The following is a 21,488-nucleotide window of genomic DNA, read 5'->3' as shown; positions in this document are numbered from 1 at the left end:
AGTCTAAATTATGAAAGTTACGAAAGCCGAGTTTGTCATCAGTGCTGTCGTACCTGCTCAATATCCTGAAGACGCCTTGCCGGAAATTGCTCTGGCAGGGCGTTCCAATGTGGGCAAGTCATCACTGATTAACCGTATGATATCCCGTAAGAACCTGGCCCGTACCAGTGCAACACCGGGGAAAACCCAGCAGCTCAACTATTATCGGGTGAACGACGACCTGTATCTGGTCGATTTTCCCGGCTATGGTTATGCGAAGGTATCCAAGACCCAGCGTGCGGCATTTGGCGAAATGATTGAGAGATATTTGCTCAGTCGGGAAGAATTGAAGCTTGTATTATTGATTGTGGACATGCGTCACCCACCCTCAAAAGACGATATCAGCATGTATGAATGGCTGCAGCATTATAACCGGCCGGTATGCGTGGTCGCGACCAAGGCGGACAAAATTCCGAAAACACGCCGCCAGAAGCATGTTAAGATTGTGAAGGAGACGCTTGGCTTCAAACCGTATCACTCTTTTGTCATGTTTTCATCCGAGCTCGGTTTGGGTAAAGATGAGTTATGGGCCATCATGGAGTCCCACATGGGGACAAAGGATGACGAGGAAGAGACATATTTGGATTCGGAAACGGATGGCAACGAGCAATCCTGATCCGGTTCATTTCGTGATATTTTTTTCGAGGGTAATGTAGGGAATCGGTGTATTCTTTATAGGAAAGTGAGCATCTTGCGGGAAATATCGCTCTGATTCCGGCTAATTCCGTTTTTTTATGAAATATGATGGATATTCTCGTTCGAACGGCAGGAAAGACCGCTTGGATCTGCTGTATAATGGTAGTAAGTTAAAAGAATTGAGGGAGATTTTTATGGCTCAGCGGTTAGCCACAGAATATGTTAATGCCACAATGCAAATGACGGATATTCAAATGGATCAATTTCTGCAATATACCCAAGCTTTCCGGGTTACTAACCGGGTAAAAGTCATGGATAGCGGAGAGCAGGAGTTTGTGCTCGAAGATGAAAGCGGGGAAGAAGTTCATTTGCCCTTTGAACGCAAGAATGGCTTGTACGTCTGTGAGCTGTCGTGCCGATTGGTTACTCCCCATCTGACAAATGCCGTACGCAAACTGTTTGCGGCTTTTAAGGGATCAGGTAAAGTGAATCGGATTTATCGCGGCTTTACGATGAGCTACGACTACCATGCGGGAACGGTGCATAGAATTACGCAAGTCGCCGGGAACGACAGCATTGTCATTTATGAGTACAAGAATACGGCAGGAGAGCTGCAGCGACTCTTCAACAGCAATGAAGCAGAGAAAGAGATCGAATCCATCCAGCATCATATTAATGTGCTTCTGGACCAGCGGATTGCAGCAGGGAATGATAAACTTATTACGAAGACGATAGATGAGCGGCTGCGACAGTTTAATCAACGCCTATTCGTGCTAGAAGCCTAAGGAGGCTGCCCTGTAACAGGGCGGCTTTTTTTATTATTGGATCCATGACACCAAGTAGTTCAGACGCACATATATTGAGCTGTAAAATATTTATGGGTTATTTTCGAAAAAGGTGTTGCATTTAAGCGTCATAGATGTTATTTTTAATCTCGTTGAAAAGAATATAGGAACCAGGATTCACTCAGGACATGTAATGTTGCGAGAGATTATTCCCTCGGGAAGTGAATGACGTAGGTCCTAGCGGATGAAATTTTCAAACATTTTATTCCTAGGAAGGGGGAACCCGGAAGATGGAATACTCAACTTTCGGAAGACACGTTGCTGTTGATACTTGGGGAGTCGATTTTGAACTATTGAACAGTGCAGAATTTTTACAAGCTCAGATGGTGGAAGCCGCTGAAGCATGTGGAGCAACGGTATTGTCCGTCCAATCCAAGCAGTTTGAACCACAAGGTGCGACTGTGCTGGTGTTGCTGTCGGAAAGCCATCTCTCGATTCACACATACCCTGAGAGAGGTTTTGCTGCGATTGACTGTTATACCTGCGGGGAGACAGTAGATCCGCAGTTGGCTATTGACTATCTGGTATCCGCTTTGAAACCTGAAAAATGCTATGCCAAGAAACTCGTGCGCGGACTCGGCGAAATGACCGTGGAAACGCCTGAGATGAAACAGGCTGAACTCGTTTAATCCAGCCTTCTAAAAAATGCGTATACTGATAACCATGGATTTTTCCATGGTTATTTATTTTGAGAACATGAGAAGATCGGCGGAATTCCAGGGAGGCGTTCTCTGAAATGAGATATCGTAGTAAATAACACGTATATCTAAGCTGTTCTATATCCACAATAGTAAGGTGCGATCAAACAGGTAGAAAGTTTCATGAATGGAACGAAGAAGTATGGGGATTTCATAAACATTTCATAAAATAGACAAGGCTGTTCAGCATACTGTGATATAATGAACAAGGTCAAGGATGTCCGTTGTGAACGGCAAAACTACTCGGAGAAATAGGCAGGTGAACATGCAATGCACATCGTCGTTGTTGGGTTGAACTATCGCACAGCGCCTGTGGAAGTCAGAGAACGCTTTACATTCTCGGAAGAAGACATGCCCAAGGCGTTAGAGCAGCTTAATTCGACCAAGAGCGTATTGGAGGGCGTCATTGTCGCTACCTGCAACCGAACTGAGATTTATGTTGTGGTAGACCGCCTTCATATGTGCGGCTACTTTATCCGCAGTTTTATGGAACAGTGGTTCGGCATTAATCGTGAAGAATTTACACAGCACCTCTATATATATGAAGACGAACAAGCGATTTCCCATCTGTTTAAGGTCACCTGCGGTTTGGATTCCATGGTCATTGGAGAAACGCAGATCCTGGGACAGGTGCGCAATGCTTTTTTGACGTCGCAGCAGCAGAATGCCACGGGTACTTGGTTCAATATGTTGTTTAAGCAAGCCGTTACGCTCGGCAAGCGGGCTCATTCGGAGACATCGATCGGAGAGAGTGCCGTCTCTGTCAGCTATGCAGCGGTGGAACTGGGTAAACGAATTTTCGGGGCATTTAACGATAAAAAAGTGATGATACTTGGTGCGGGCAAGATGAGCGAACTTACCGTGAAGCATCTTTATGCCAACGGTGCCGCTGAAGTAATTGTGGCTAACCGTACGCTTAGCCGTGCTCAGGAACTTGCAAGCAAATTCAAAGGGACGCCATGCACCATTGCCGAAGCCAAGCATTTGCTGAATGACGTGGATATCATTATTAGCTCCACGGGCTCGAATGAATATGTTCTGAATGCGGATCGGGTGAAAGAGAGCATGAAGAAACGCCAGTCCCGTCCGTTGTTCATGATTGATATTGCTGTGCCACGGGACATTGATCCGGCGGTTGGGGAAGTATCCAACGTGTTCCTGTACGATATTGACGATCTGGAAGGCATTGTAGAGACCAATATGGAAATGCGCCGGGCGGAAGCAGCGAAGATTGAAGTGATGATTCAAGAAGAGATGGATGCATTCCACACATGGCTGAAAACGCTCGGTGTCAGACCGGCAATTCGGGCCTTGCAGGAGAAGTCGAATGCCATTCATGAAGAAACGATGGAAAGCTTGTTTAACAAGCTTCCGGAACTGGATGAACGCCAGCGAAAAGTCATCCGTCGTTTGACCAAGAGCATCGTAAACCAGATGATGCATGATCCCATTAACCGGATTAAGGAAATGACGGGCGGCAAGCAGGGCGGTGAAGCACTGGATTATTTTTCACAAATCTTTGCGCTGGAAAGCTTGATCCATGAGAATGAGCAGGAAGCCCGCAGCCGCAACAAGAAAGCAACTGCACCCGTTAAAGCTGAACGGTCGAAGAATGCTGTAGATCAGCAGGCAGAAGAGAAACCGCTTAAGGTGTCTCTGGCCCCAGCCACCCTTTGAGGAGGGTGAGTATAACCCATGCTGTTAAACTTAATTTATATCACCGGCATTTGTATCTATGCCCTGAGCCTTCTGTTTTATATCTCGGATTGCGTTTCACGCAATTCGGTGGCGAAGCGGATAGGCACAGGGCTTCTTGTTATTACTGCGCTGTTACAATTTACCGGAATCGGCATCAGAGCGATGGAAGGCGGACATTTCCACTTTCCGGTATTTACATTGTTTGATTTCCTGTTCCTGCTGGCGTTCTGCATATCGATCACTTCGATTGCCCTGGCGTATATGAAGCGGTCGGAATTTGCCGTCCTGCTCATGAACCTCGTCGGGTTTAGCGTCATGCTGGTCAATCGTTTATGGTTCACGGCAGGAGACAATGCATTGCACAGCTGGGAGACGGAACATCGTCTCTTGCTTATTCATATTGCTCTGGCGAGTATCAGCTTCGCCGCTTTGACCGTCGGGGCCGTGTTTGCGGCGATATATATGTTCCTGCACCGGAAACTGAAGCACAAGCAATGGAATGATACGATGCGCAGGCTGCCAAGTCTGGAGAAGCTGGATGTTTATTCCTATAAAGCGCTGATGGCCGGGACGATTATTCTGGTCATGTCGCTCATCTTGGCCGTGATGTCGGTGGCCATGGCTGGACGGTGGACCCTGTTCTTGGACATCAAAGTCATGTCTACCATGACGGCTCTTGCGATGTATTTGGTTTATTTCATCAAACGTCGCTTGTGGAGAAGGTCCGGCAGGGAAGCGGCCATATGGGCTTTAATCGGGTATGGGTTCATTATTCTGAATTTCTTTCTCAATACGTGGTCCGCTTTCCATAGTTGGTCAGGAGTGTGATGGCAAGAATGGCCTATGATGATCATTATGTACCCGTAATGCTGAATTGCAGGGGACGTTTATGCTTGATTGTCGGCGGCGGCACGGTGGCGGAACGTAAAGCCGTCACCCTACTGAATGCCGGGGCAGTCGTACATATTGTAAGTCCCTTATTACGAAGCGAGAAACTTCAACGTTTAGAGAGCGAGAAGACTCTTCGATGGACGAAGCGGAAGTATCAATCAGACGATCTGATAGGCGCGTTTATGGTCCATGCGGCAACGGATGACAGCAAGCTGAATCTGCAAATAGCGGAGGATGCCGATCGCCTTGGCATATTGGTTAACGTGGCCAGCAACGGCGAGGCCGGAACGTTTATCAACCCGACGGTGCTGCGACGGGGAAGGCTTACGCTGGCTGTATCCACATCAGGAGCAGGGCCGATGGCCGCACGCGAGATACGCGACGAGCTCGAAGACCAGTTCGGGCCTGAGTATGAGGACTATTTGGATTTTTTATATAGGATGCGTTCGATGATCAGGGAAGAGGTGGAGTCCGCTGACGCACGCAGGCGGCTTTTGCACAAGGCATACCGCATGGATATGCTCGGAGAGATTCGCCGCGGAGGTTATGAGCCCTGGAGTGCGGACAAGATCAAGCAGTGGATTGCGAATAATCAGGAGGAATGAAAGATGCGTACAATCGTAGTTGGCAGTAGACAAAGTGCTCTGGCACTGACACAGACAGGACAGGTTATTGATGACTTAAAGCGTTTAGCCAAGGAGCACGGTTTGGACTATGACTTCACCGTCAAAAAAATCGTCACGAAGGGCGACCGCATACTGGATGTTACGCTCTCCAAGGTAGGCGGCAAAGGATTGTTTGTCAAAGAAATCGAGCAGGCGATGATGGACGGCGAGATTGATATGGCGGTTCACAGCATGAAGGACATGCCTTCCGTTCTGCCCGAAGGTTTGGTGTCCGGCGCGGTGCCGGAAAGAAAGGATCCTCGTGATTGCCTGATCTCCAAAGAAGGAACAACGCTGGATGACCTTCCTGCAGGTGCCAAGGTGGGAACAAGCAGTCTGCGCCGGTCCAGTCAGCTCAAGGCCTACCGGCCGGATCTGCAGATCGAATGGATTAGGGGGAATATCGATTCTCGCATTCGCAAAATGGAGGACGGTGAATTTCAGGCCATCATTCTGGCGACCGCCGGTCTTCAGCGTATGGGCTGGGAGGACCGGATCACGTCGTACTTGCCGATTGAAATTAGCCTGCCAGCCGTCGGCCAGGGCGCACTTGGAATTGAATGCCGCGAAAACGATGCAGATCTGCTGCATTTGCTCTCTCTTTATAATGATGAGGTTACTGCACGAACCGTTGCGGCGGAGCGCAAGTTTCTAAGCGAGCTTAACGGAGGATGCCAGGTGCCTATCGGAGCTTACGCCGTCCTGAAGAATGTGGATGCCGGAGATTCCCGCGGAGAACAAAACGTTATACAATTAACAGGAATGGTAGGTTCTCCTGACGGCGAAATCATACTGAAGGAAAGCGCCGAAGGAACCGACCCTGAATCGCTCGGAGTGGAAGTGGCTGAAAAGCTGAAAGCTAAAGGAGCGGAGAAGATACTGGCACAAGTTAGGGGCTGAGGGGATGGCAGGCAAGGTTTATCTGGTGGGAGCAGGACCGGGCGATGCACGCCTGATTACGATTAAAGGCAAGGAATGCATTGAAAAAGCGGATGTCGTGGTGTATGACCGATTAGCTAGTCCTCGGCTGCTGCGATGGATGAAACCCGGAGCGGAGAAGGTCTATGTAGGCAAGCTTCCGGATCGGCATACGATGAAACAGGAGCAGATCAATCAGCTGCTGGTTGATTATGCTTTGGAAGGCAAGACAGTTGTCCGTTTAAAGGGCGGCGATCCAACGATCTTCGGAAGAGTGGGTGAAGAAGCGGAGCTGTTATACCGTCATGGCATCATGTACGAAATTGTGCCGGGGATCACCTCGGCGATCAGTGTTCCGGCTTATGCCGGGATTCCCGTGACGCATCGTGACCATGCTTCGTCATTATCGATAATTACCGGCCACGAAAGTCCCGAAAAGCTGGACCGAATGATTCAATGGGACAAGGTTACCAATGCAACGGGAACTTTGATTTTTATGATGGGTGTGGCGAAAATCGGTTATATCAGTCGTCAGCTGATCAAGCACGGCCGACCGCCGGAAACCCCTGTGGCACTTATTAGATGGGGAACCCGGGCAGAGCAGGATACGCTGACGGGGACACTGGCGGACATCGAGGACAGAGTCAAGGCAGTGGATTTTCAGCCGCCTGCGGTTATCGTTGTTGGACAGGTGGTGCTTCAGCGGGAGCACCTGAAGTGGGCGGAACGGCTGCCCCTCTTCGGCAAAAGAATACTGGTCACAAGGACGCGAAGCCAGGCCAGTGCTTTGGTATCCCAAATCGAAGAGCTGGGCGGAGAGCCTTATGAGTTTCCCGTCATCGAAACCGTCATGCCTTCGAAGAGCGAGAGGCTTGCCGGAATTCAACAAGCACTGGACAAGCTGAGTACGTATGACTGGGTATTTTTCACCAGCGTGAACGGAGTCGAATTCTTTTTCCGCCACCTGAAGGAGAACGGTCGCGATATTCGCGCCTTAGCCTCTGCGCGCATCGTCGCGGTTGGCCCCGCAACAGCCCATGCTCTTGGAAAATACGGTGTAGTGGCTGAAGTTATCAAAGAACGTTATCAGGCGGAAGGCCTTATCGATGCTTACGGTTCAGAGCTCCAGCCCGGTCAGCGCGTGCTGCTGCCACGCGGCGATCTGGCACGCAAGTGGCTGCCGGAGAAGCTGACGGAAATGGGACTGAACGTGACGGAAGCCGTGATCTATGAGAACGTGTTGTGCGGCGAGGACGATGATGAGCTGTTGAAGCTGCTTGAAGATGGAGGCATTCACGCCGTTACGTTCACCAGTTCATCTACGGTTACCAATCTGCTGAAGGTGCTGAAGGGGATGGGCGTGGAAGATCCAGTCGAACTGTTGAAAGGTTCGACGATTGCTTGCATCGGACCATTAACCGCGCAGACGGCTGAAGAAGCCGGACTGCACGTATCCCTCCTCGCCGAGGAAGCGACGGTCGACAGTCTGGTTAAGGCCTTATGCATTTGGAACGAGAACGATCCACGCCGTGTTGCGCCATAATATCCATAATCTCTTATATACATGAACGAAATTACATCATTTGGAGGTATACGTCATGAGTTTTCCAATCGTACGCCATCGTCGGCTGCGTCAAAATGCCGGCATTCGCAGCATGGTCCGCGAGACCGTGCTTCATACGGAGGATCTGGTTCAGCCGATCTTCGTGACCTATGGCAATGGTGTGAAATCCGAGATTTCCTCCATGCCAGGCGTCTATCATTTTTCGCTTGACACCTTGAAAGAGGAAGTAGACGAAATCGTAAGTCTAGGCATTCCTGCTGTGCTCCTGTTCGGAATCCCCGAGACGAAAGACAGCGTGGGCACATCCGGTTTCGCGGATGACGGGATTGTCCAAGAGGCTACCCGTCTCATCAAGTCGTGGCATCCCGATCTTCTGGTGATTGCTGATACGTGCCTATGCGAATTTACCGACCACGGCCACTGCGGTATGGTGCATACCTTTGAGCGTGACGGCCACACCTGTGGCGATGTATTAAACGACGAGTCGCTGGAGCTGCTCGTTCGTACAGCTGTTTCCCAGGCCAAAGCTGGAGCCGATATTATTGCACCTTCCAATATGATGGATGGTTTTGTCCAAGCCATTCGTTCCGGTCTTGACGAAGCCGGATTTTATAACGTGCCGATCATGTCTTACTCCGTTAAGTACGCTTCGGCCTTTTACGGACCCTTCCGTGAGGCTGCCGATTCCGCTCCGCAATTCGGCGACCGCAAAACTTATCAGATGGATCCGGCCAATGTGAGAGAGGCGCTTCGCGAGGCGGAGACGGACGTGCTGGAAGGCGCCGATATGCTGATGGTGAAACCGGCTATGGCCTACCTTGATGTTGTCAGATTGCTGAGAGACCAGTTTGATCTGCCAATTGTTGCATACAACGTGAGTGGTGAGTATTCCATGATTAAAGCGGCTGCTCAGCAGGGATGGATCAGTGAGCAGGCGATTGTGATGGAGCTGCTGACCGGGATGAAGCGTGCCGGTGCGGACATTATCATTACGTATTTCTCGAAGGACGCAGCACGCTGGATGCGCAGCTAGTAACCATTAACGATGAAAGAGTTAGGAGTGCATACGATGAGCCAAGATTTGCGAAAAGAAGATTTGTCGCGTTCTGCTTTTGAAGAAGCGAAGTTATATATTCCCGGCGGTGTCAACAGTCCGGTACGTGCGTTTAAGTCTGTTGGACTAACCCCGATTTATATCGATCGCGGAGAAGGCAGCCGGGTATATGATATCGATGGCAACAGCTTTATCGATTATGTCGGTTCCTGGGGGCCGCTGATTATGGGTCACGCGCATCCTGAGGTTGTTGAAGCGCTTCAGGAGACAGCTGCCAAGGGGACCAGCTTCGGTGCTCCAACCCTATTGGAAACGAAGATGGCGAAGCTCGTCTGTGAACGTGTGCCGTCGATCGAGGTGGTGCGGATGGTGAATTCCGGTACGGAAGCAACCATGAGCGCCATTCGTCTAGCGCGCGGATATACAGGACGCAGCAAAATCATTAAATTCGAGGGCTCCTATCATGGCCACGCCGACAGCCTTCTGATCAAAGCGGGATCGGGCATCGCAACGCTTGGACTTCCTGATAGTCCGGGTGTGCCAGAAAGCGTTGCTTCCAACACCATTGCGGTTCCTTATAACGATCTGGAATCGGTACAGCTTGCCTTCGAGCGGTTCGGCGAAGAGATTGCAGCCGTTATTGTTGAGCCCGTGGCAGGCAATATGGGCGTGGTCCCTCCGCAGCCAGGATTCCTGGAAGGTCTTCGCAAGGTCACTTCTGATTATGGCAGCGTGCTTATTTTTGACGAGGTGATGACCGGATTCCGCGTTGATCTGAACTGCGCGCAAGGCCGTTATGGCGTTACACCGGATTTGACATGCTTGGGCAAGGTGATTGGCGGCGGTCTGCCAGTCGGTGCTTATGGAGGCAAGCGTGAGCTGATGGATCAGATTGCTCCGGCAGGACCGATCTATCAAGCAGGAACGTTAAGCGGTAATCCGCTCGCCATGGCGGCTGGTTACACCACCCTGAAGCTGCTGACGCCTGCCGTCTATGAACAGCTCGAGGAGCGGGGAGCCCGTCTTCAGGCAGGATTTGAGCGTAACGCTCAGGAATTCGGTATCCCGCTTACGATTAACCGGATCGGCTCCATGGTATGTCCATTCTTCACGAATACGCCGGTCGTCAATTTTGATACGGCGAAGACTAGTGACCTGGATCGTTTCCGTCGTTATTTTGCAGCGATGGTACAAGAGGGAGTCAGCGTACCTCCTTCCCAGTTCGAGGGCATGTTTATCTCTGGCGCTCATACGGTAGAAGATATCGATGCTACCATTGAAGCCAACTACAACGCCTTCAAAAGCCTATGAGTTACGGGGGAAATTGGAGCAAACGCGGCGAATGGCTGGAGCTGACGCCGGGTAAGGCGCTATTGAGTCTGCCGGATCGGAACGAAGCCGCTGCCAAGTGGCTTATGGAAACGGTCGGTATGCCCGAGAAGCTGTATCGTAAGCTTCGTCATGAACAGGGGATACAATGGAGAGGGGATCGGCTTCGGCTGGTCCTTTTTCCTTATCGGGATTACGGCATCGAACCGAGATGGCAGGAGCTTGATGTATTGTATGAGGACGATTTTTGCCTGGTTGTGAACAAACCGGCCGGTATGGCGGTCCATCCGGACAACGAGAGCCGCGAGACGACCCTGAATCATGCGGTTGCCGCATATTACGAAGCCGAAGGCATCCATACGGCAGTCCGGCATATTCATCGGCTGGATAAGGATACAACAGGTCCCGTACTGTATGCCAAGAACGAATATGCGCAGCTAAAGCTTGACGAGGACATGCGGGAGAAGAAGATCGTCCGGATATACGCGGCTATCGTTCAGGGGAGGGTCTCTCAGGATCTGAAGAGAATCGATCTGCCGATAGGCAAAGACCGCTATCATTCAAGCCGTCGGAGAGTTTCATTAACCGGGCAGGCTGCAATCACGCATATTCTATCATCCGAGGTGTATCCGAAAGCCAGCCTGCTGCAAATTCGACTGGAAACCGGCCGGACGCATCAGATCCGGGTGCATCTAAGTCATATGGGACACCCGCTTCTGGGAGATTCCTTATACGGAGGACCAGGGGCGTTTCCGCGCCAAGCGCTGCATGGCGAACGTCTGCTATTTACTCATCCTTTCTCGGGCGAGGATATTGAGGTGAATGCACCCTGGCCTCTGGATATGTTGGAGTTAAGAGAGCGAATCATAGAGACATCGGACCGGTAAGAAATTTTGCAAGATCCTGAATGAACCTGTAACTTTCACGCACAATTCGCAAAAAAGTCATGCTCTCCTATTTTCGGCATATAGATAAATTGAGTGGCAAAACTTAGGCTCATGCCGTGATAACAGATCACGGATAGTATATGCCAAAAAGGAGGACATTCCCGTGTTTGACCAGTCCTACGGATTGCGGTTCGATATTTACGAGCGTATTAATTTAACGGAAGATTTGCCGGGAATCGAAGAATTGGAAGAGGCGGAGTTGATCCCGCATATTCAGGTGATCAGTCAGCAGGACCAGGCTACGCTTCGGGGTCATCTGCTTCTTGCAGGCCTGTATAAAGGTGACACCGAAGCAGGAGAGACGGAGCCGCTCGAACACTGGATCCCGGTTGAAATCACGGTCCCGATGAACCGGGTATCATCATTGGATGACATCGCGGTCGAGATCGAGAATTTTGACGTGGATTTGTTATCCAAACGCAGCTTGAACATTACAGGGGTTCTGTCGCTCAAAGGAATTCAGGCGGCGGCTCCGGGAGCCCGTGACCAAGTATGGGCCAATGAGGAATTCACAGTGGTACATGCTCCTGAAGCGACTGATTTGTATTCGAACGGGGAGCAGCAGTTCGCAGCCAACCCGTACGACCAGCTTCATGGCAGCGGTGCTCATACAGACGCTAACTCGCCTTCTCCTTCTTACTTCAACGAGGCTCAGACCAGAGCCCAAGAGTTCGGGACGGATGCGCGCACACAGCAGTATCTGGAATCCTGGGTGCAGTATGAGAACCAAACACGGGATTCACAGGACTCAGCAGACAGCACCATTAGCATTTCTAATTCGCCTGAAGCTCGGGATACGGTCGAATATGCCTTACATAATGAGACGGAAGCTCAGGCAGCTGAGTCGTCGATTCCAAGTGTATGGCAATTCGAACGGGCTTCGGTCCAGCCCGAGCCGGAGCAAGAAGATCCAGCAGCCGGTTTTCCGGGTGTCATTGAGCGTAAGGGTGAAGAAGTGGAAGCCGTTCCGGTACTGGAATCACCGGAAACGGAGGAAGTGCAGCCTGTTTTTGCTGAGGAAGAATTCCCTTCGGAGGATATGGATGATATAACGGAAGAGGTTTCCATTAAAGCCGAAGAGGTTCCGACCAAGCCGGAGTTAAAGGTGGCCTTCAACACGAAGAACAGCAGCACAACCAGCGCATCGGGCGTAGGCTTCTCTTCGTTGCTTCAATCGAGCAGAACGGTTCAGGATCAAGCCGCTCGGGACGAGGAAGAAGAGACGGAGGAATTGGTTGACTCCGCAACGGCCGAGGAGGTGGAGTGGAAGAGTCTGTTCCTGGGTAACCGCCGTGAGGAAACGCCTTTCCGCAAGGTCCGGATGTGCATTGTGCAGCGTGAGGAGACGCTTGACGTGATTGCCGAGCGTTATCAACTGACGCCGCGAGAGCTTTTGTTATATAACCGCATGTCCGAGCAGAATGTGGAAGAAGGCCAGGTATTATACATTCCCCAGTAATCAGCGGAGGAAGCGATCGCGTAAGAACAAGCAGGTCAAGGTAGGATATCCTTGGCCTGTTTTTTGTGTTTGGCGGGGAGTCGGTTAGAAGAAGAGGGGAATCGGACGAGCCGGGGCTTCTTTTTACAATGTATTAGCATTAATTTGGATCGACAGGTATGATGTCTAAATCGTTCGGAAACACTCGAAATATTGACTATATGCAACAACCACGGTATATTTGAATAGTATATGTACAGGTATTCCTAAAGCTAGAACAACGTTGAACGGGAAGAGTAGGAAGGTATGGCCTTCAGAGAGCGGAATTGCTAACAAGCGCTGTGAGATTCCGCAGGAACCAGCTTGCCGAAGTCGCCCCGGAGTTGCGGACTTGAGATAGAGTAGGGATCGATCGCTACCCTGGTTAGAGTTCGCCGGCCGCAGCCGTTATCTGTGTAAAGTGTCGTGCTTGATCGCAGGCCTTTCATGTTCTGCATGGGAGGACTCGATTCATGAATGATTATAAGCGCGAAACAAAGGTGGTACCGCGAGAGAACAGTCTTTCGTCCTTTGAGGACGAAGGGCTTTTTTTGTTTCACGCAAACATGGATATCCATGGCCACGCCCGGAGGCTAAAACGTTACGGGTTGGCAAAACTGATTAACAGTATCGGAGGTACGAAAATATGGATCAAAAACAAAACCAATCCCAGTTAGACATGCCGACGACGTATGATCCGAAGGCAGCCGAACAAAAATGGTATCCGTACTGGAAGGAAGGCGGCTTCTTTGAAGCTGGCAAACGACCGGACGCGGAGCCGTATACGATTGTTATTCCTCCACCAAACGTTACGGGAATGCTTCACATCGGCCATGCCCTTGACTTTACGCTGCAGGATATCCTGATTCGCGTAAAGCGGATGCAGGGCTATGATGCGTTGTGGCTGCCGGGTTCTGACCATGCGGGCATCGCCACGCAAACCAAGGTTGAGCAGAAGCTTCGCGAAGAAGGCGTTACCCGCTACGATCTGGGACGTGAAAAATTCCTGGAGAAAGTGTGGGAATGGAAGGATCTATATGCGAATACGATCCGTGACCAATGGTCCAAGATCGGCCTGTCCCTCGATTACTCCAGAGAGCGTTTCACGCTCGACGAGGGGTTGTCGGAAGCGGTTCGGGAAGTATTCGTCAAGCTCTATGATAAGGGGCTTATATATCGCGGCAAACGCATTATCAACTGGGACCCGGCTGCTCGCACGGCTTTGTCCGATATCGAAGTGGAGTACAAAGAGGTCAACGGCCATTTGTACCACTTGCAATACCCGCTCAAAGACGGCAGCGGCTCCATTACCGTAGCAACCACCCGCCCGGAGACCATGCTTGGCGATACGGCGGTAGCCGTTCATCCGGAAGATGAGCGCTATAAAGACATGATCGGCAAGACATTGGTCCTGCCTATTGTCGGCCGAGAAATTCCGGTTATTGCCGATGAGTATGTGGAGAAGGATTTCGGCAGCGGAGCGGTTAAAATTACGCCGGCCCATGATCCGAATGACTTCGAAATGGGTCTGAGACATGATCTGCCGCAAATCACCGTGATGGATGAATCCGGGACGATGAATGAATTTGCCGGCAAGTACCAGGGTCTTGACCGAGCAGAATGCCGCAAGCAGATCGTAAGCGACATGAAGGAATCGGGCGTGCTGCTTCGCATCGAAGATCATGTTCATCAGGTTGGCCATAGCGAAAGATCCGGCGCCGTTGTCGAGCCGTATCTGTCGACGCAGTGGTTTGTTAAGATGCAGCCGCTTGCGGAAGCAGCCGTTACTGCGCAGAAATCCGGCAAGGGCGTAAATTTCGTGCCTGACCGGTTCGAGAGAACCTACCTGCATTGGATGGAGAATGTGCGCGATTGGTGCATCTCTCGTCAATTGTGGTGGGGCCACCGGATTCCGGCCTGGTATTCCGAATCCACGGGCGAAGTGGTTGTTGCCATGAATGAAGAGGAAGCGCGCGCGAAGCTTGGCAAGGACGATCTGAGACAGGATGAGGATGTGCTGGATACCTGGTTCAGCTCGGCATTGTGGCCGTTCTCGACCATGGGCTGGCCGAATCTGGACAGTGAGGATTTCAAACGTTATTATCCGACAAGCGTTCTCGTAACGGGTTATGATATTATTCCGTTCTGGGTTTCGCGGATGATTTTCCAAGGGCTTGAATTTACGGATCAAATGCCGTTCAAAGATACGCTTATCCATGGTCTGGTTCGGGATAGCGAAGGCCGCAAGATGTCCAAGTCGCTCGGCAATGGTATCGATCCGCTCGAGGTTATCGAACAGTATGGCGCAGATGCCATGCGTTATATGATATCGACCGGCAGTACGCCGGGTCAGGATCTTCGATTCCGCTGGGAACGTGTGGAACAAGCGCGTAACTTCGCGAACAAGATCTGGAATGCGTCACGTTTTGCACTCATGAATCTGGAGGGCTTCACGGCGGCGGATATCGACATTTCCGGAGAGCTGGGAACGGCCGACCGTTGGATTTTGCATCGTCTGAACGAAACTTCCCGCGACATTACGCGTCTAATTGATGCCTACGAATTTGGCGAAACCGGTCGACTTCTCTACAATTTCATCTGGGATGATCTGTGTGACTGGTATATTGAATTTGCTAAGCTGTCCCTGTACGGCGAGGATCAAGCGGCCAAGAAAAAGACGCAGTCGGTGCTTGCCTATGTGCTGGACCGCACGATGCGCTTGATCCACCCGTTCATGCCGTTCATCTCCGAAGAGATCTGGCAGCATTTGCCGCATGAAGGAGAGACGGTGATGCTGGCTTCATGGCCGACCTATGATGAAGCATTTGAGAATGCGGAAGCCGTTACCGAAATGAACCTGCTGATGGATGTCATCCGTGCTGTACGTAACATCCGGGCGGAAGTAAACGTACCGATGAGCAAAAAAGTAGAACTCCAGTTGAAGCCGGTAAGCGAGCAAATTGCCGGCATCATCGATCGCAATGCGGATTATATTCGCCGCTTTTGCAACACGTCGGAGTATCAATCCTCCCTTGCGCTTGAGGCGCCGGATAAGGCGATGACCGCCGTGGTAACAGGTGTTGAAATGTATCTGCCGCTTGCCGGGTTGATCGATATCGCTCAGGAGATCACGCGTCTGGAGAAGGAAATTCAGCACTTGAACAGCGAAGTCGAGCGTGTGGAGAAGAAGCTGAACAATCCTGGTTTCGTATCGAAAGCACCTGAAAAGGTGATTGAAGAAGAACGGGCGAAGCTTGCGGATTACTCGGACAAACGCAGTAAAGTGATTGCGCGCATCGAAGAACTGAGAGGCTAAAGGGCAAGATGAATCTGGACCAGAAGGTGAGAACGATGGTTGATCATTCGGCAGCTGCAGTGGCAGCTCCGTTCCATACCTATGAGGAAGCGGTAGCTTGGATCAACGGGCTGATTCCGTTTGGAATCCGCCCGGGCATGGATAGAATTCAGCGATTGATGGAGCTTCTCGGCCATCCGGAGCGGCGGTTAAAATTTATTCACGTGGCCGGAACGAATGGAAAAGGCTCCACATGCGCTTTTTTAACAAAGGTTCTGCTTCAAGGGGGATTCACGGTTGGCACCTACACGTCTCCCTATATTACGAAGTTTACCAATCGGTTTCAGTATAACGGCGAGGACATACCGGAAGAGACGCTGCTTGAACTCGCTAATCGCTTAGAGCCGCTTGTAGCCGAAATTGCGGGCTCCGGGCTCGGATCGCCCACCATGTTTGAGGTGTCCACCGCCCTTGCGATACTGTATTACGCCGAGGTATCTTATCCGGACGTGGTGGTATGGGAGACGGGACTTGGCGGTCGTCTGGACGTGACCAATATCGTTCATCCCATCATTTCGGTGATCACGAATATCGGAATGGACCATACCGACGTTCTGGGTGATACCATTCAGGAGATCGCCACGGAAAAGGCTGGCATTATCAAGCCTGGAGTTCCTGTGGTGAGCACGGTAACTCAGCCGGAGGCTGTCGATATTCTGAAACAAACGGTAGCCAAAAACCGTACAAGTCTCTATCTCGTAGATGAACAATTCTCCTATGAGCGGCTGCGTGGGAACGAAGAAAGCCAGACTTTCCGTTTTAAGGGTCCGTTCCGGGACATGGATCTGGACATCTCGATGCAGGGTGAGCACCAATGCACCAATGCCGCGCTTGCGATGATGACGCTGGAAGTGCTTCGCCAGTATATGGCTTTCATCGTGGATGAAGAAGAACTGCGTACAGGGTTTAAGGATACTTTCTGGGCGGGAAGACTGGAACAAGTGCAGTCCTCCCCGCGGATTGTTCTCGATGGTGCGCACAACCCCGAAGGGGCTGAAACCTTGGCCAAAAGCTTGCCGCAGATCTATAAGTATCGGAAACTGAACTTAATGATGGGAATGCTGGCAAATAAGCATCATGAATCGTATTTGCAGCATATACTGCCAATAGTGGATACGCTTATCCTGACTGAACCGGATTTCCGGAAGAAACTGGACGCCAAGGCGCTTGGTGACATCGTAGAGCAGGTAAGGGAGAAATACGCCAAACATACACTGCAAATCATCATAGAACCAAATTGGAAAAACGCACTTGAAGAGTTGAAGTCACGGACGGAAGCGGAGGATCTTGGGGTGGTGTCGGGCACGTTGTACCTGATTGCCGACGTGCGTTCCAACCTCCTGGGCCTTTCCGATTCTGAAAAAGGTTGGTGATATCTGTTGAATACATCGGAACATGTTCATTTTATAGGAATTGGCGGCTACGGGATGAGCGCCATTGCAAGAGTTATGCTGGAGATGGGTTATAAAGTCACGGGTTCTGACGTGGCATCGCAAGAATTGACAGAAAAGCTGGCGGCCAAGGGCGCCAAAATATACATTGGACATACCGCCGAGCAAGTCCAGGGCGCGGACCTTGTGGTTTACTCGACGGCATTGTCCCAAGACAACGTGGAGCGGGTCGAGGCAGAGAAGCTGAACATTCCTGTCCTTCACCGTGCGCAGATGCTGGCGCGTCTTCTGAACGAACGCAAAGGGGTTGCCGTAGCGGGTGCGCATGGTAAGACAACCACTTCATCGATGATTGCGCTCGTAATGGAAGAATGCGGCGTCGATCCGACGTTTATCACATGAACGTTGGCACGAATGCCAAAGCTGGTGAAGGCGAGCACGTGGTGGCCGAAGCGGACGAGAGTGACGGTTCATTCCTTCAGTACCACCCTTGGCTCGGCGTTGTTCTGAATATTGAGGCCGATCACCTGGAGAATTACGAAGGGGATTTCAATCGTCTCAAGGCAGCATATGTACAATTCCTCAGCCAAATCAAGGCAGACGGTACGGCCGTAGTTTGCGCGGACGATAACAACATTCAGGCGATTTTGCCTGACCTAAAATGCAATGTGACCACATACGGCATTCATGCGGATGCAGAGTATACGGCAACGAATCTGGTGCTCGGCGACCGTCACGTCAGCTTCACGATGCTTCATAACGGCATGGAGCTGGGTACCGTGGAATTGTCCGTACCGGGTAAACACAATGTCTACAACGCCATGGCTACGGTGATTTGCTGCTTGAAAGGCGGAATCTCGTTCGAAGCGATTGTAGAGGCCATCGTCAAGTTCAACGGAGCTAAGCGCCGCTTCCAGGTGCTGGGCGAAGCTGAAGGAATTCTGGTGATTGACGACTATGCGCATCATCCGACGGAGATCGAGGCTACGATCAGTGCCGCCAAAGCTACAGGCAAACGGATTATTGCCGTATTCCAGCCGCAGCGGTATTCGAGGACCTTTTTCCTTCTGGATGCGTTTAGCCGCGCATTCGGGGAAGCGGACGAGGTGATCATTACCGATATTTATTCTCCTGCCGGCGAGAAGCAGATCGAGGGTATCAGTTCCGGTAAGCTGGTGGAGCTGATTGTCCAGAACAGCAATGCCGGTGCCCGCTATTTGCCTACCAAAGAAGATGTCCTGAGCGATCTCAAAGGTCGCGTAAAAGAAGGCGATCTGGTTCTGACGATGGGTGCGGGCGATATTTGGAAGGTCGGCGCTGCTTTAGCGGAGTCTATTAAAGGCAAGAAGTAAATGGATTGCAAGCATGCTTTGCTGCTTCGATGCAGCAGGGGATTGCATGGGCTTTTGTCTTCGAACGGAGGCAAAGCAGCGGATCGATAAGTAGAATACAGGCTGATCAAGATACTTTCTTGATCAGCCTGTTTGTTTTGTTTTTCGCACACTCATAAGTTGCCAAGCTTGATCATATAGCTAGGTGTAGAAGGACAAGTGAGGTGTGTGGATATGAATAAAGCACGAATGACGATTCGCTTCGATCACGATCCGCCAAAAGATAGTCATAAGGATCATATGCGTGAGGAACGGGATTCGTATCAGAAAGTTCCCGCAAGGCGCAATGATCAAGTTGATGACCGTCATCTTGTATTCGACGAGTTTGACTCAACGACTGATCGGTTTACCGATGCGGGCAATTCGTTTGAACATAGGAGCAGCATGCAGCATGATCATCTGCGCGTTGTTCCGCCGCTCCGGGAGGAGGACACTCGGGATGTGAACGGACAAGATTGGAGAACATCGCGTCATACCCAATCCAGGGGGCGATTAGCTGAGGAAAGAAGACGTCTGGATCATGTTGAGGGCGGGTCGTTCGGTGACGGGCCTGATCCTGCCGATACATATGACGATATGCGTGAGGTTGAGGATCTTTACGATCTTCATGATGACGCGTATTCCGGAAGTGTGGGCTCCGGCGCAAACGATTCGAATTGGAATCTCGGGCCCGAGAAGGATCTATATGAGTCACCTGCCGATGATTACGGTTATTATCGCTCGCGCAAGCCTACCTCCTTCTGGAAAATGGCTGTATCTGTGACCGCGGCTGTTGTGACGGGTTTGCTGTTTGGGTATATGGTGCTGTCCATGTTTAACGGCGGTAATGAAGGTGAAGACCCTACATCGGGGCAGCTTGGAAGCAATGACGCAGTTAATCAAGCACCGGCTGACTCTTCCGGGGGAACGGGGGCATCACTCGCACCCGGTTCAACTGAATCGGCAGTACACGTTCCGGGTCAAATTTTTTATATGCTTCAGTACGGTGTATTCAGCACGCCGGAACGGGCAGAGCAGGCGAAAGGGGAGCTGCTGCAGTCCGGTATTGCGGCTGGGGGAGATTTGGATGAGGAGAACCGGGTGTACGCCGGCGTATCACCAGACCGCGAGCAGGCCAAGCTGCTCAGCAATCAGCTTAAAGCCGAAGGCGTCGAATTATACGTGAGAGAAATCGCGCTGCCTAATATAGAGTCAGCTGCCTTTGCGGGCGAGGAGCAGACGCTGACGGACTATTTCACGATAAGCGGGGAGCTTGTGTCGGAGTTGAGTACGCTATCGGCATCGCTGCTGGGGCAGCAGGAGGCGGGCGCGGTGGCGTCAGAGAGTATGACTGCAATCACAAATCTGCACCAGCAGTGGATCCAATCGATGAAGCTGCTGTCCGCCGGCTTGGGTCCGGAGACCGGGGCAGTACTGCCGGCGATGGAGCAATCCATGAACAGTTCGATCACAGCGCTCTCCGAATATAACAAAAACCAATCCAAGGGGCATTTGTGGGAGATTCAAACGGGCATGATGAACTATGTCATGGGCCAAAAGAAACTCCTGGATGGCCTATAAATTCAAATTTACGTCAAATCCGGCTCGGAACTGGAAATAGTTCCCCCTGCCGGATTTCTGTTTGTATTGCTTATCGATTCACCGTATAATAATTAGGGTGTCAAAATATGGCGAGGGAAGAGGATGCATGAAGAAAAACAAAGGAATGCTCATCTTGTTTTTGCTGCTGGGGTGGCTGACGGGAACTTGGCTGGCCAAGGCGCTTCAACCTGTTAAGGCTTTGTCGTTTTTAACGTCAACTACACCGATTAAGTGGTCGCCTAGCGCTGATTTTGACATTATTCGTTATGACATTAACCTTGAACTTAACTTTTGCCTGCTCAGTCTGCTTGGCATTATAGCAGCGCTTTGGTTATACCGCAGGCTCTAAGACATGACAAAGGAGATTATCCCCCTTGAATGAGAAGAGAAACCGCCGTATCATATTGGCCTCCACCTCTCCTCGGCGTCAGGAATTGATTGCCTCCCTTCGTATCCCATTTGAGATTATGCCTAGTGAAGCTGACGAGGACACCCCGCATGGGTGGTCGCCAGAGCGAATTGTGGAGTCACTGGCACTACGTAAAGCGGAAGCGGTTCTCCGAAAGCTGACGGATGATCCGGGAGATGGTATCATTGTGGGAAGCGACACGATTGTAGTTGTCGATGATCTTGTCCTCGGGAAACCGGAGGATCATGCTGATGCGGCAAGGATGTTGTCCATCCTTCAAGGACGGGCTCACCTCGTGTACACGGGCGTGGCTTGTGTCGACCGGGAATCTAGTCGTACTAAGGTCGCTCATCGTGTGACAACCGTAAAGATGAAATCGTTAAGTGATGACGCGATCGCGGCTTATGTAAAGAGCGGGGAACCTGCTGACAAAGCGGGCTCGTATGCGATTCAAGGCTTGGGTGCAACCATCGTGGAAGGAATCGAAGGCGACTATTTTAACGTTGTCGGCCTGCCGCTTTCTCTGCTGTCCGACATGCTGTCTGAAATGGGGATGGATGTACTCACCGATTCATAGATATAGAACAACGGTATCCGAAA

At 51.1% G+C, this 21,488-nt stretch carries 17 protein-coding genes, 1 pseudogene and 1 other annotated feature; all 18 genes and pseudogenes read left to right on the top strand.

The window, feature by feature from the left end; genetic code table 11:
• Positions 1 to 10 precede the first annotated feature (10 nt).
• The 18 genes and pseudogenes from yihA (at position 11) to ACPV3A_RS34355 (ending at position 21,465) form a co-directional block, all read left to right on the top strand.
• Positions 11 to 655: a ribosome biogenesis GTP-binding protein YihA/YsxC gene (yihA, locus tag ACPV3A_RS34440; protein WP_426204293.1), complete on the top strand. Its 645-nt coding sequence runs from the start codon at positions 11 to 13 to the stop codon at positions 653 to 655.
• Between the two features lie 214 nt (positions 656 to 869).
• Positions 870 to 1,460: a non-ribosomal peptide synthetase module gene (locus tag ACPV3A_RS34435; protein ID WP_071223429.1), complete on the top strand. Its 591-nt coding sequence runs from the start codon at positions 870 to 872 to the stop codon at positions 1,458 to 1,460.
• A gap of 290 nt (positions 1,461 to 1,750) precedes the next feature.
• On the top strand, positions 1,751 to 2,149 hold the full coding sequence (speD, locus tag ACPV3A_RS34430; RefSeq protein ID WP_006208786.1) for an adenosylmethionine decarboxylase: 399 nt from the start codon (positions 1,751 to 1,753) through the stop codon (positions 2,147 to 2,149).
• A gap of 339 nt (positions 2,150 to 2,488) precedes the next feature.
• Positions 2,489 to 3,895, top strand: coding sequence for a glutamyl-tRNA reductase (gene hemA / locus ACPV3A_RS34425; protein WP_194541470.1), 1,407 nt, complete (start codon positions 2,489 to 2,491; stop codon positions 3,893 to 3,895).
• Between the two features lie 18 nt (positions 3,896 to 3,913).
• Positions 3,914 to 4,744 carry a cytochrome c biogenesis protein CcsA gene (ccsA, locus tag ACPV3A_RS34420; protein WP_071223427.1) on the top strand — a complete coding sequence of 277 codons (831 nt, stop codon included), beginning with the start codon at positions 3,914 to 3,916 and terminating at the stop codon, positions 4,742 to 4,744.
• 8 nt (positions 4,745 to 4,752) lie between these two features.
• The gene (locus tag ACPV3A_RS34415; protein WP_194541471.1) at positions 4,753 to 5,412 is read left to right on the top strand and encodes a precorrin-2 dehydrogenase/sirohydrochlorin ferrochelatase family protein; all 660 of its coding nucleotides are present in this window, start codon (positions 4,753 to 4,755) and stop codon (positions 5,410 to 5,412) included.
• A gap of 3 nt (positions 5,413 to 5,415) precedes the next feature.
• Entirely contained in the window at positions 5,416 to 6,372 is a 957-nt protein-coding gene (hemC, locus tag ACPV3A_RS34410) for a hydroxymethylbilane synthase (protein WP_426204290.1), read from the top strand.
• A gap of 4 nt (positions 6,373 to 6,376) precedes the next feature.
• On the top strand, positions 6,377 to 7,933 hold the full coding sequence (gene cobA, locus ACPV3A_RS34405; protein WP_426204288.1) for a uroporphyrinogen-III C-methyltransferase: 1,557 nt from the start codon (positions 6,377 to 6,379) through the stop codon (positions 7,931 to 7,933).
• A gap of 55 nt (positions 7,934 to 7,988) precedes the next feature.
• Positions 7,989 to 8,987 (top strand): porphobilinogen synthase, encoded by a 999-nt coding sequence (hemB, locus tag ACPV3A_RS34400; protein ID WP_194541474.1) that lies wholly within the window; start codon positions 7,989 to 7,991, stop codon positions 8,985 to 8,987.
• A gap of 36 nt (positions 8,988 to 9,023) precedes the next feature.
• Complete coding sequence (gene hemL / locus ACPV3A_RS34395) at positions 9,024 to 10,319, top strand: glutamate-1-semialdehyde 2,1-aminomutase (RefSeq protein ID WP_127589524.1); 1,296 nt, start codon at positions 9,024 to 9,026, stop codon at positions 10,317 to 10,319.
• Complete coding sequence (locus ACPV3A_RS34390; RefSeq protein WP_194541475.1) at positions 10,316 to 11,224, top strand: RluA family pseudouridine synthase; 909 nt, start codon at positions 10,316 to 10,318, stop codon at positions 11,222 to 11,224. The genes hemL and ACPV3A_RS34390 overlap by 4 nt, the downstream gene beginning before the upstream one ends.
• A 163-nt stretch (positions 11,225 to 11,387) precedes the next feature.
• The gene (locus ACPV3A_RS34385; RefSeq protein ID WP_426204285.1) at positions 11,388 to 12,743 is read left to right on the top strand and encodes a LysM peptidoglycan-binding domain-containing protein; all 1,356 of its coding nucleotides are present in this window, start codon (positions 11,388 to 11,390) and stop codon (positions 12,741 to 12,743) included.
• 253 nt (positions 12,744 to 12,996) lie between these two features.
• Positions 12,997 to 13,296, top strand: a binding site (T-box leader).
• Positions 13,297 to 13,407: 111 nt separating this feature from the next.
• Positions 13,408 to 16,077: a valine--tRNA ligase gene (locus ACPV3A_RS34380; RefSeq protein WP_220686155.1), complete on the top strand. Its 2,670-nt coding sequence runs from the start codon at positions 13,408 to 13,410 to the stop codon at positions 16,075 to 16,077.
• 8 nt (positions 16,078 to 16,085) lie between these two features.
• Positions 16,086 to 17,489 carry a bifunctional folylpolyglutamate synthase/dihydrofolate synthase gene (locus ACPV3A_RS34375; protein WP_426204283.1) on the top strand — a complete coding sequence of 468 codons (1,404 nt, stop codon included), beginning with the start codon at positions 16,086 to 16,088 and terminating at the stop codon, positions 17,487 to 17,489.
• A gap of 6 nt (positions 17,490 to 17,495) precedes the next feature.
• Positions 17,496 to 18,859 (top strand): annotated as a pseudogene (gene murC, locus ACPV3A_RS34370) (UDP-N-acetylmuramate--L-alanine ligase).
• A gap of 213 nt (positions 18,860 to 19,072) precedes the next feature.
• Positions 19,073 to 20,458 (top strand): SPOR domain-containing protein, encoded by a 1,386-nt coding sequence (locus ACPV3A_RS34365; RefSeq protein WP_426204282.1) that lies wholly within the window; start codon positions 19,073 to 19,075, stop codon positions 20,456 to 20,458.
• Between the two features lie 127 nt (positions 20,459 to 20,585).
• Positions 20,586 to 20,828, top strand: a complete 243-nt coding sequence (locus tag ACPV3A_RS34360) for a DUF4321 domain-containing protein (protein WP_071223415.1) — start codon at positions 20,586 to 20,588, stop codon at positions 20,826 to 20,828.
• Positions 20,829 to 20,853: 25 nt separating this feature from the next.
• Entirely contained in the window at positions 20,854 to 21,465 is a 612-nt protein-coding gene (locus ACPV3A_RS34355) for a Maf family protein (RefSeq protein WP_426204279.1), read from the top strand.
• Positions 21,466 to 21,488: the final 23 nt, after the last annotated feature.

The organism is Paenibacillus sp. Dod16, from assembly GCF_049893405.1.
GTDB lineage: Bacteria > Bacillota > Bacilli > Paenibacillales > Paenibacillaceae > Paenibacillus_AQ.
This window is presented reverse-complemented; position numbering and strand designations above follow the sequence as displayed.

Excerpts from the sequence above, each read along its gene's own strand:
- hemC (WP_426204290.1), top strand. The coding sequence starts at position 5,416 with ATGCGTACAATCGTAGTTGGCAGTAGACAAAGTGCTCTGGCACTGACA.
- ACPV3A_RS34360 (WP_071223415.1), top strand. The coding sequence starts at position 20,586 with ATGAAGAAAAACAAAGGAATGCTCATCTTGTTTTTGCTGCTGGGGTGG.
- ACPV3A_RS34375 (WP_426204283.1), top strand. The coding sequence starts at position 16,086 with ATGAATCTGGACCAGAAGGTGAGAACGATGGTTGATCATTCGGCAGCT.
- speD (WP_006208786.1), top strand. The coding sequence starts at position 1,751 with ATGGAATACTCAACTTTCGGAAGACACGTTGCTGTTGATACTTGGGGA.
- ACPV3A_RS34415 (WP_194541471.1), top strand. The coding sequence starts at position 4,753 with ATGGCCTATGATGATCATTATGTACCCGTAATGCTGAATTGCAGGGGA.
- ACPV3A_RS34380 (WP_220686155.1), top strand. The coding sequence starts at position 13,408 with ATGGATCAAAAACAAAACCAATCCCAGTTAGACATGCCGACGACGTAT.
- cobA (WP_426204288.1), top strand. The coding sequence starts at position 6,377 with ATGGCAGGCAAGGTTTATCTGGTGGGAGCAGGACCGGGCGATGCACGC.
- yihA (WP_426204293.1), top strand. The coding sequence starts at position 11 with ATGAAAGTTACGAAAGCCGAGTTTGTCATCAGTGCTGTCGTACCTGCT.
- ACPV3A_RS34365 (WP_426204282.1), top strand. The coding sequence starts at position 19,073 with ATGAATAAAGCACGAATGACGATTCGCTTCGATCACGATCCGCCAAAA.
- ccsA (WP_071223427.1), top strand. The coding sequence starts at position 3,914 with ATGCTGTTAAACTTAATTTATATCACCGGCATTTGTATCTATGCCCTG.
- ACPV3A_RS34435 (WP_071223429.1), top strand. The coding sequence starts at position 870 with ATGGCTCAGCGGTTAGCCACAGAATATGTTAATGCCACAATGCAAATG.
- hemL (WP_127589524.1), top strand. The coding sequence starts at position 9,024 with ATGAGCCAAGATTTGCGAAAAGAAGATTTGTCGCGTTCTGCTTTTGAA.
- ACPV3A_RS34390 (WP_194541475.1), top strand. The coding sequence starts at position 10,316 with ATGAGTTACGGGGGAAATTGGAGCAAACGCGGCGAATGGCTGGAGCTG.
- hemB (WP_194541474.1), top strand. The coding sequence starts at position 7,989 with ATGAGTTTTCCAATCGTACGCCATCGTCGGCTGCGTCAAAATGCCGGC.
- hemA (WP_194541470.1), top strand. The coding sequence starts at position 2,489 with ATGCACATCGTCGTTGTTGGGTTGAACTATCGCACAGCGCCTGTGGAA.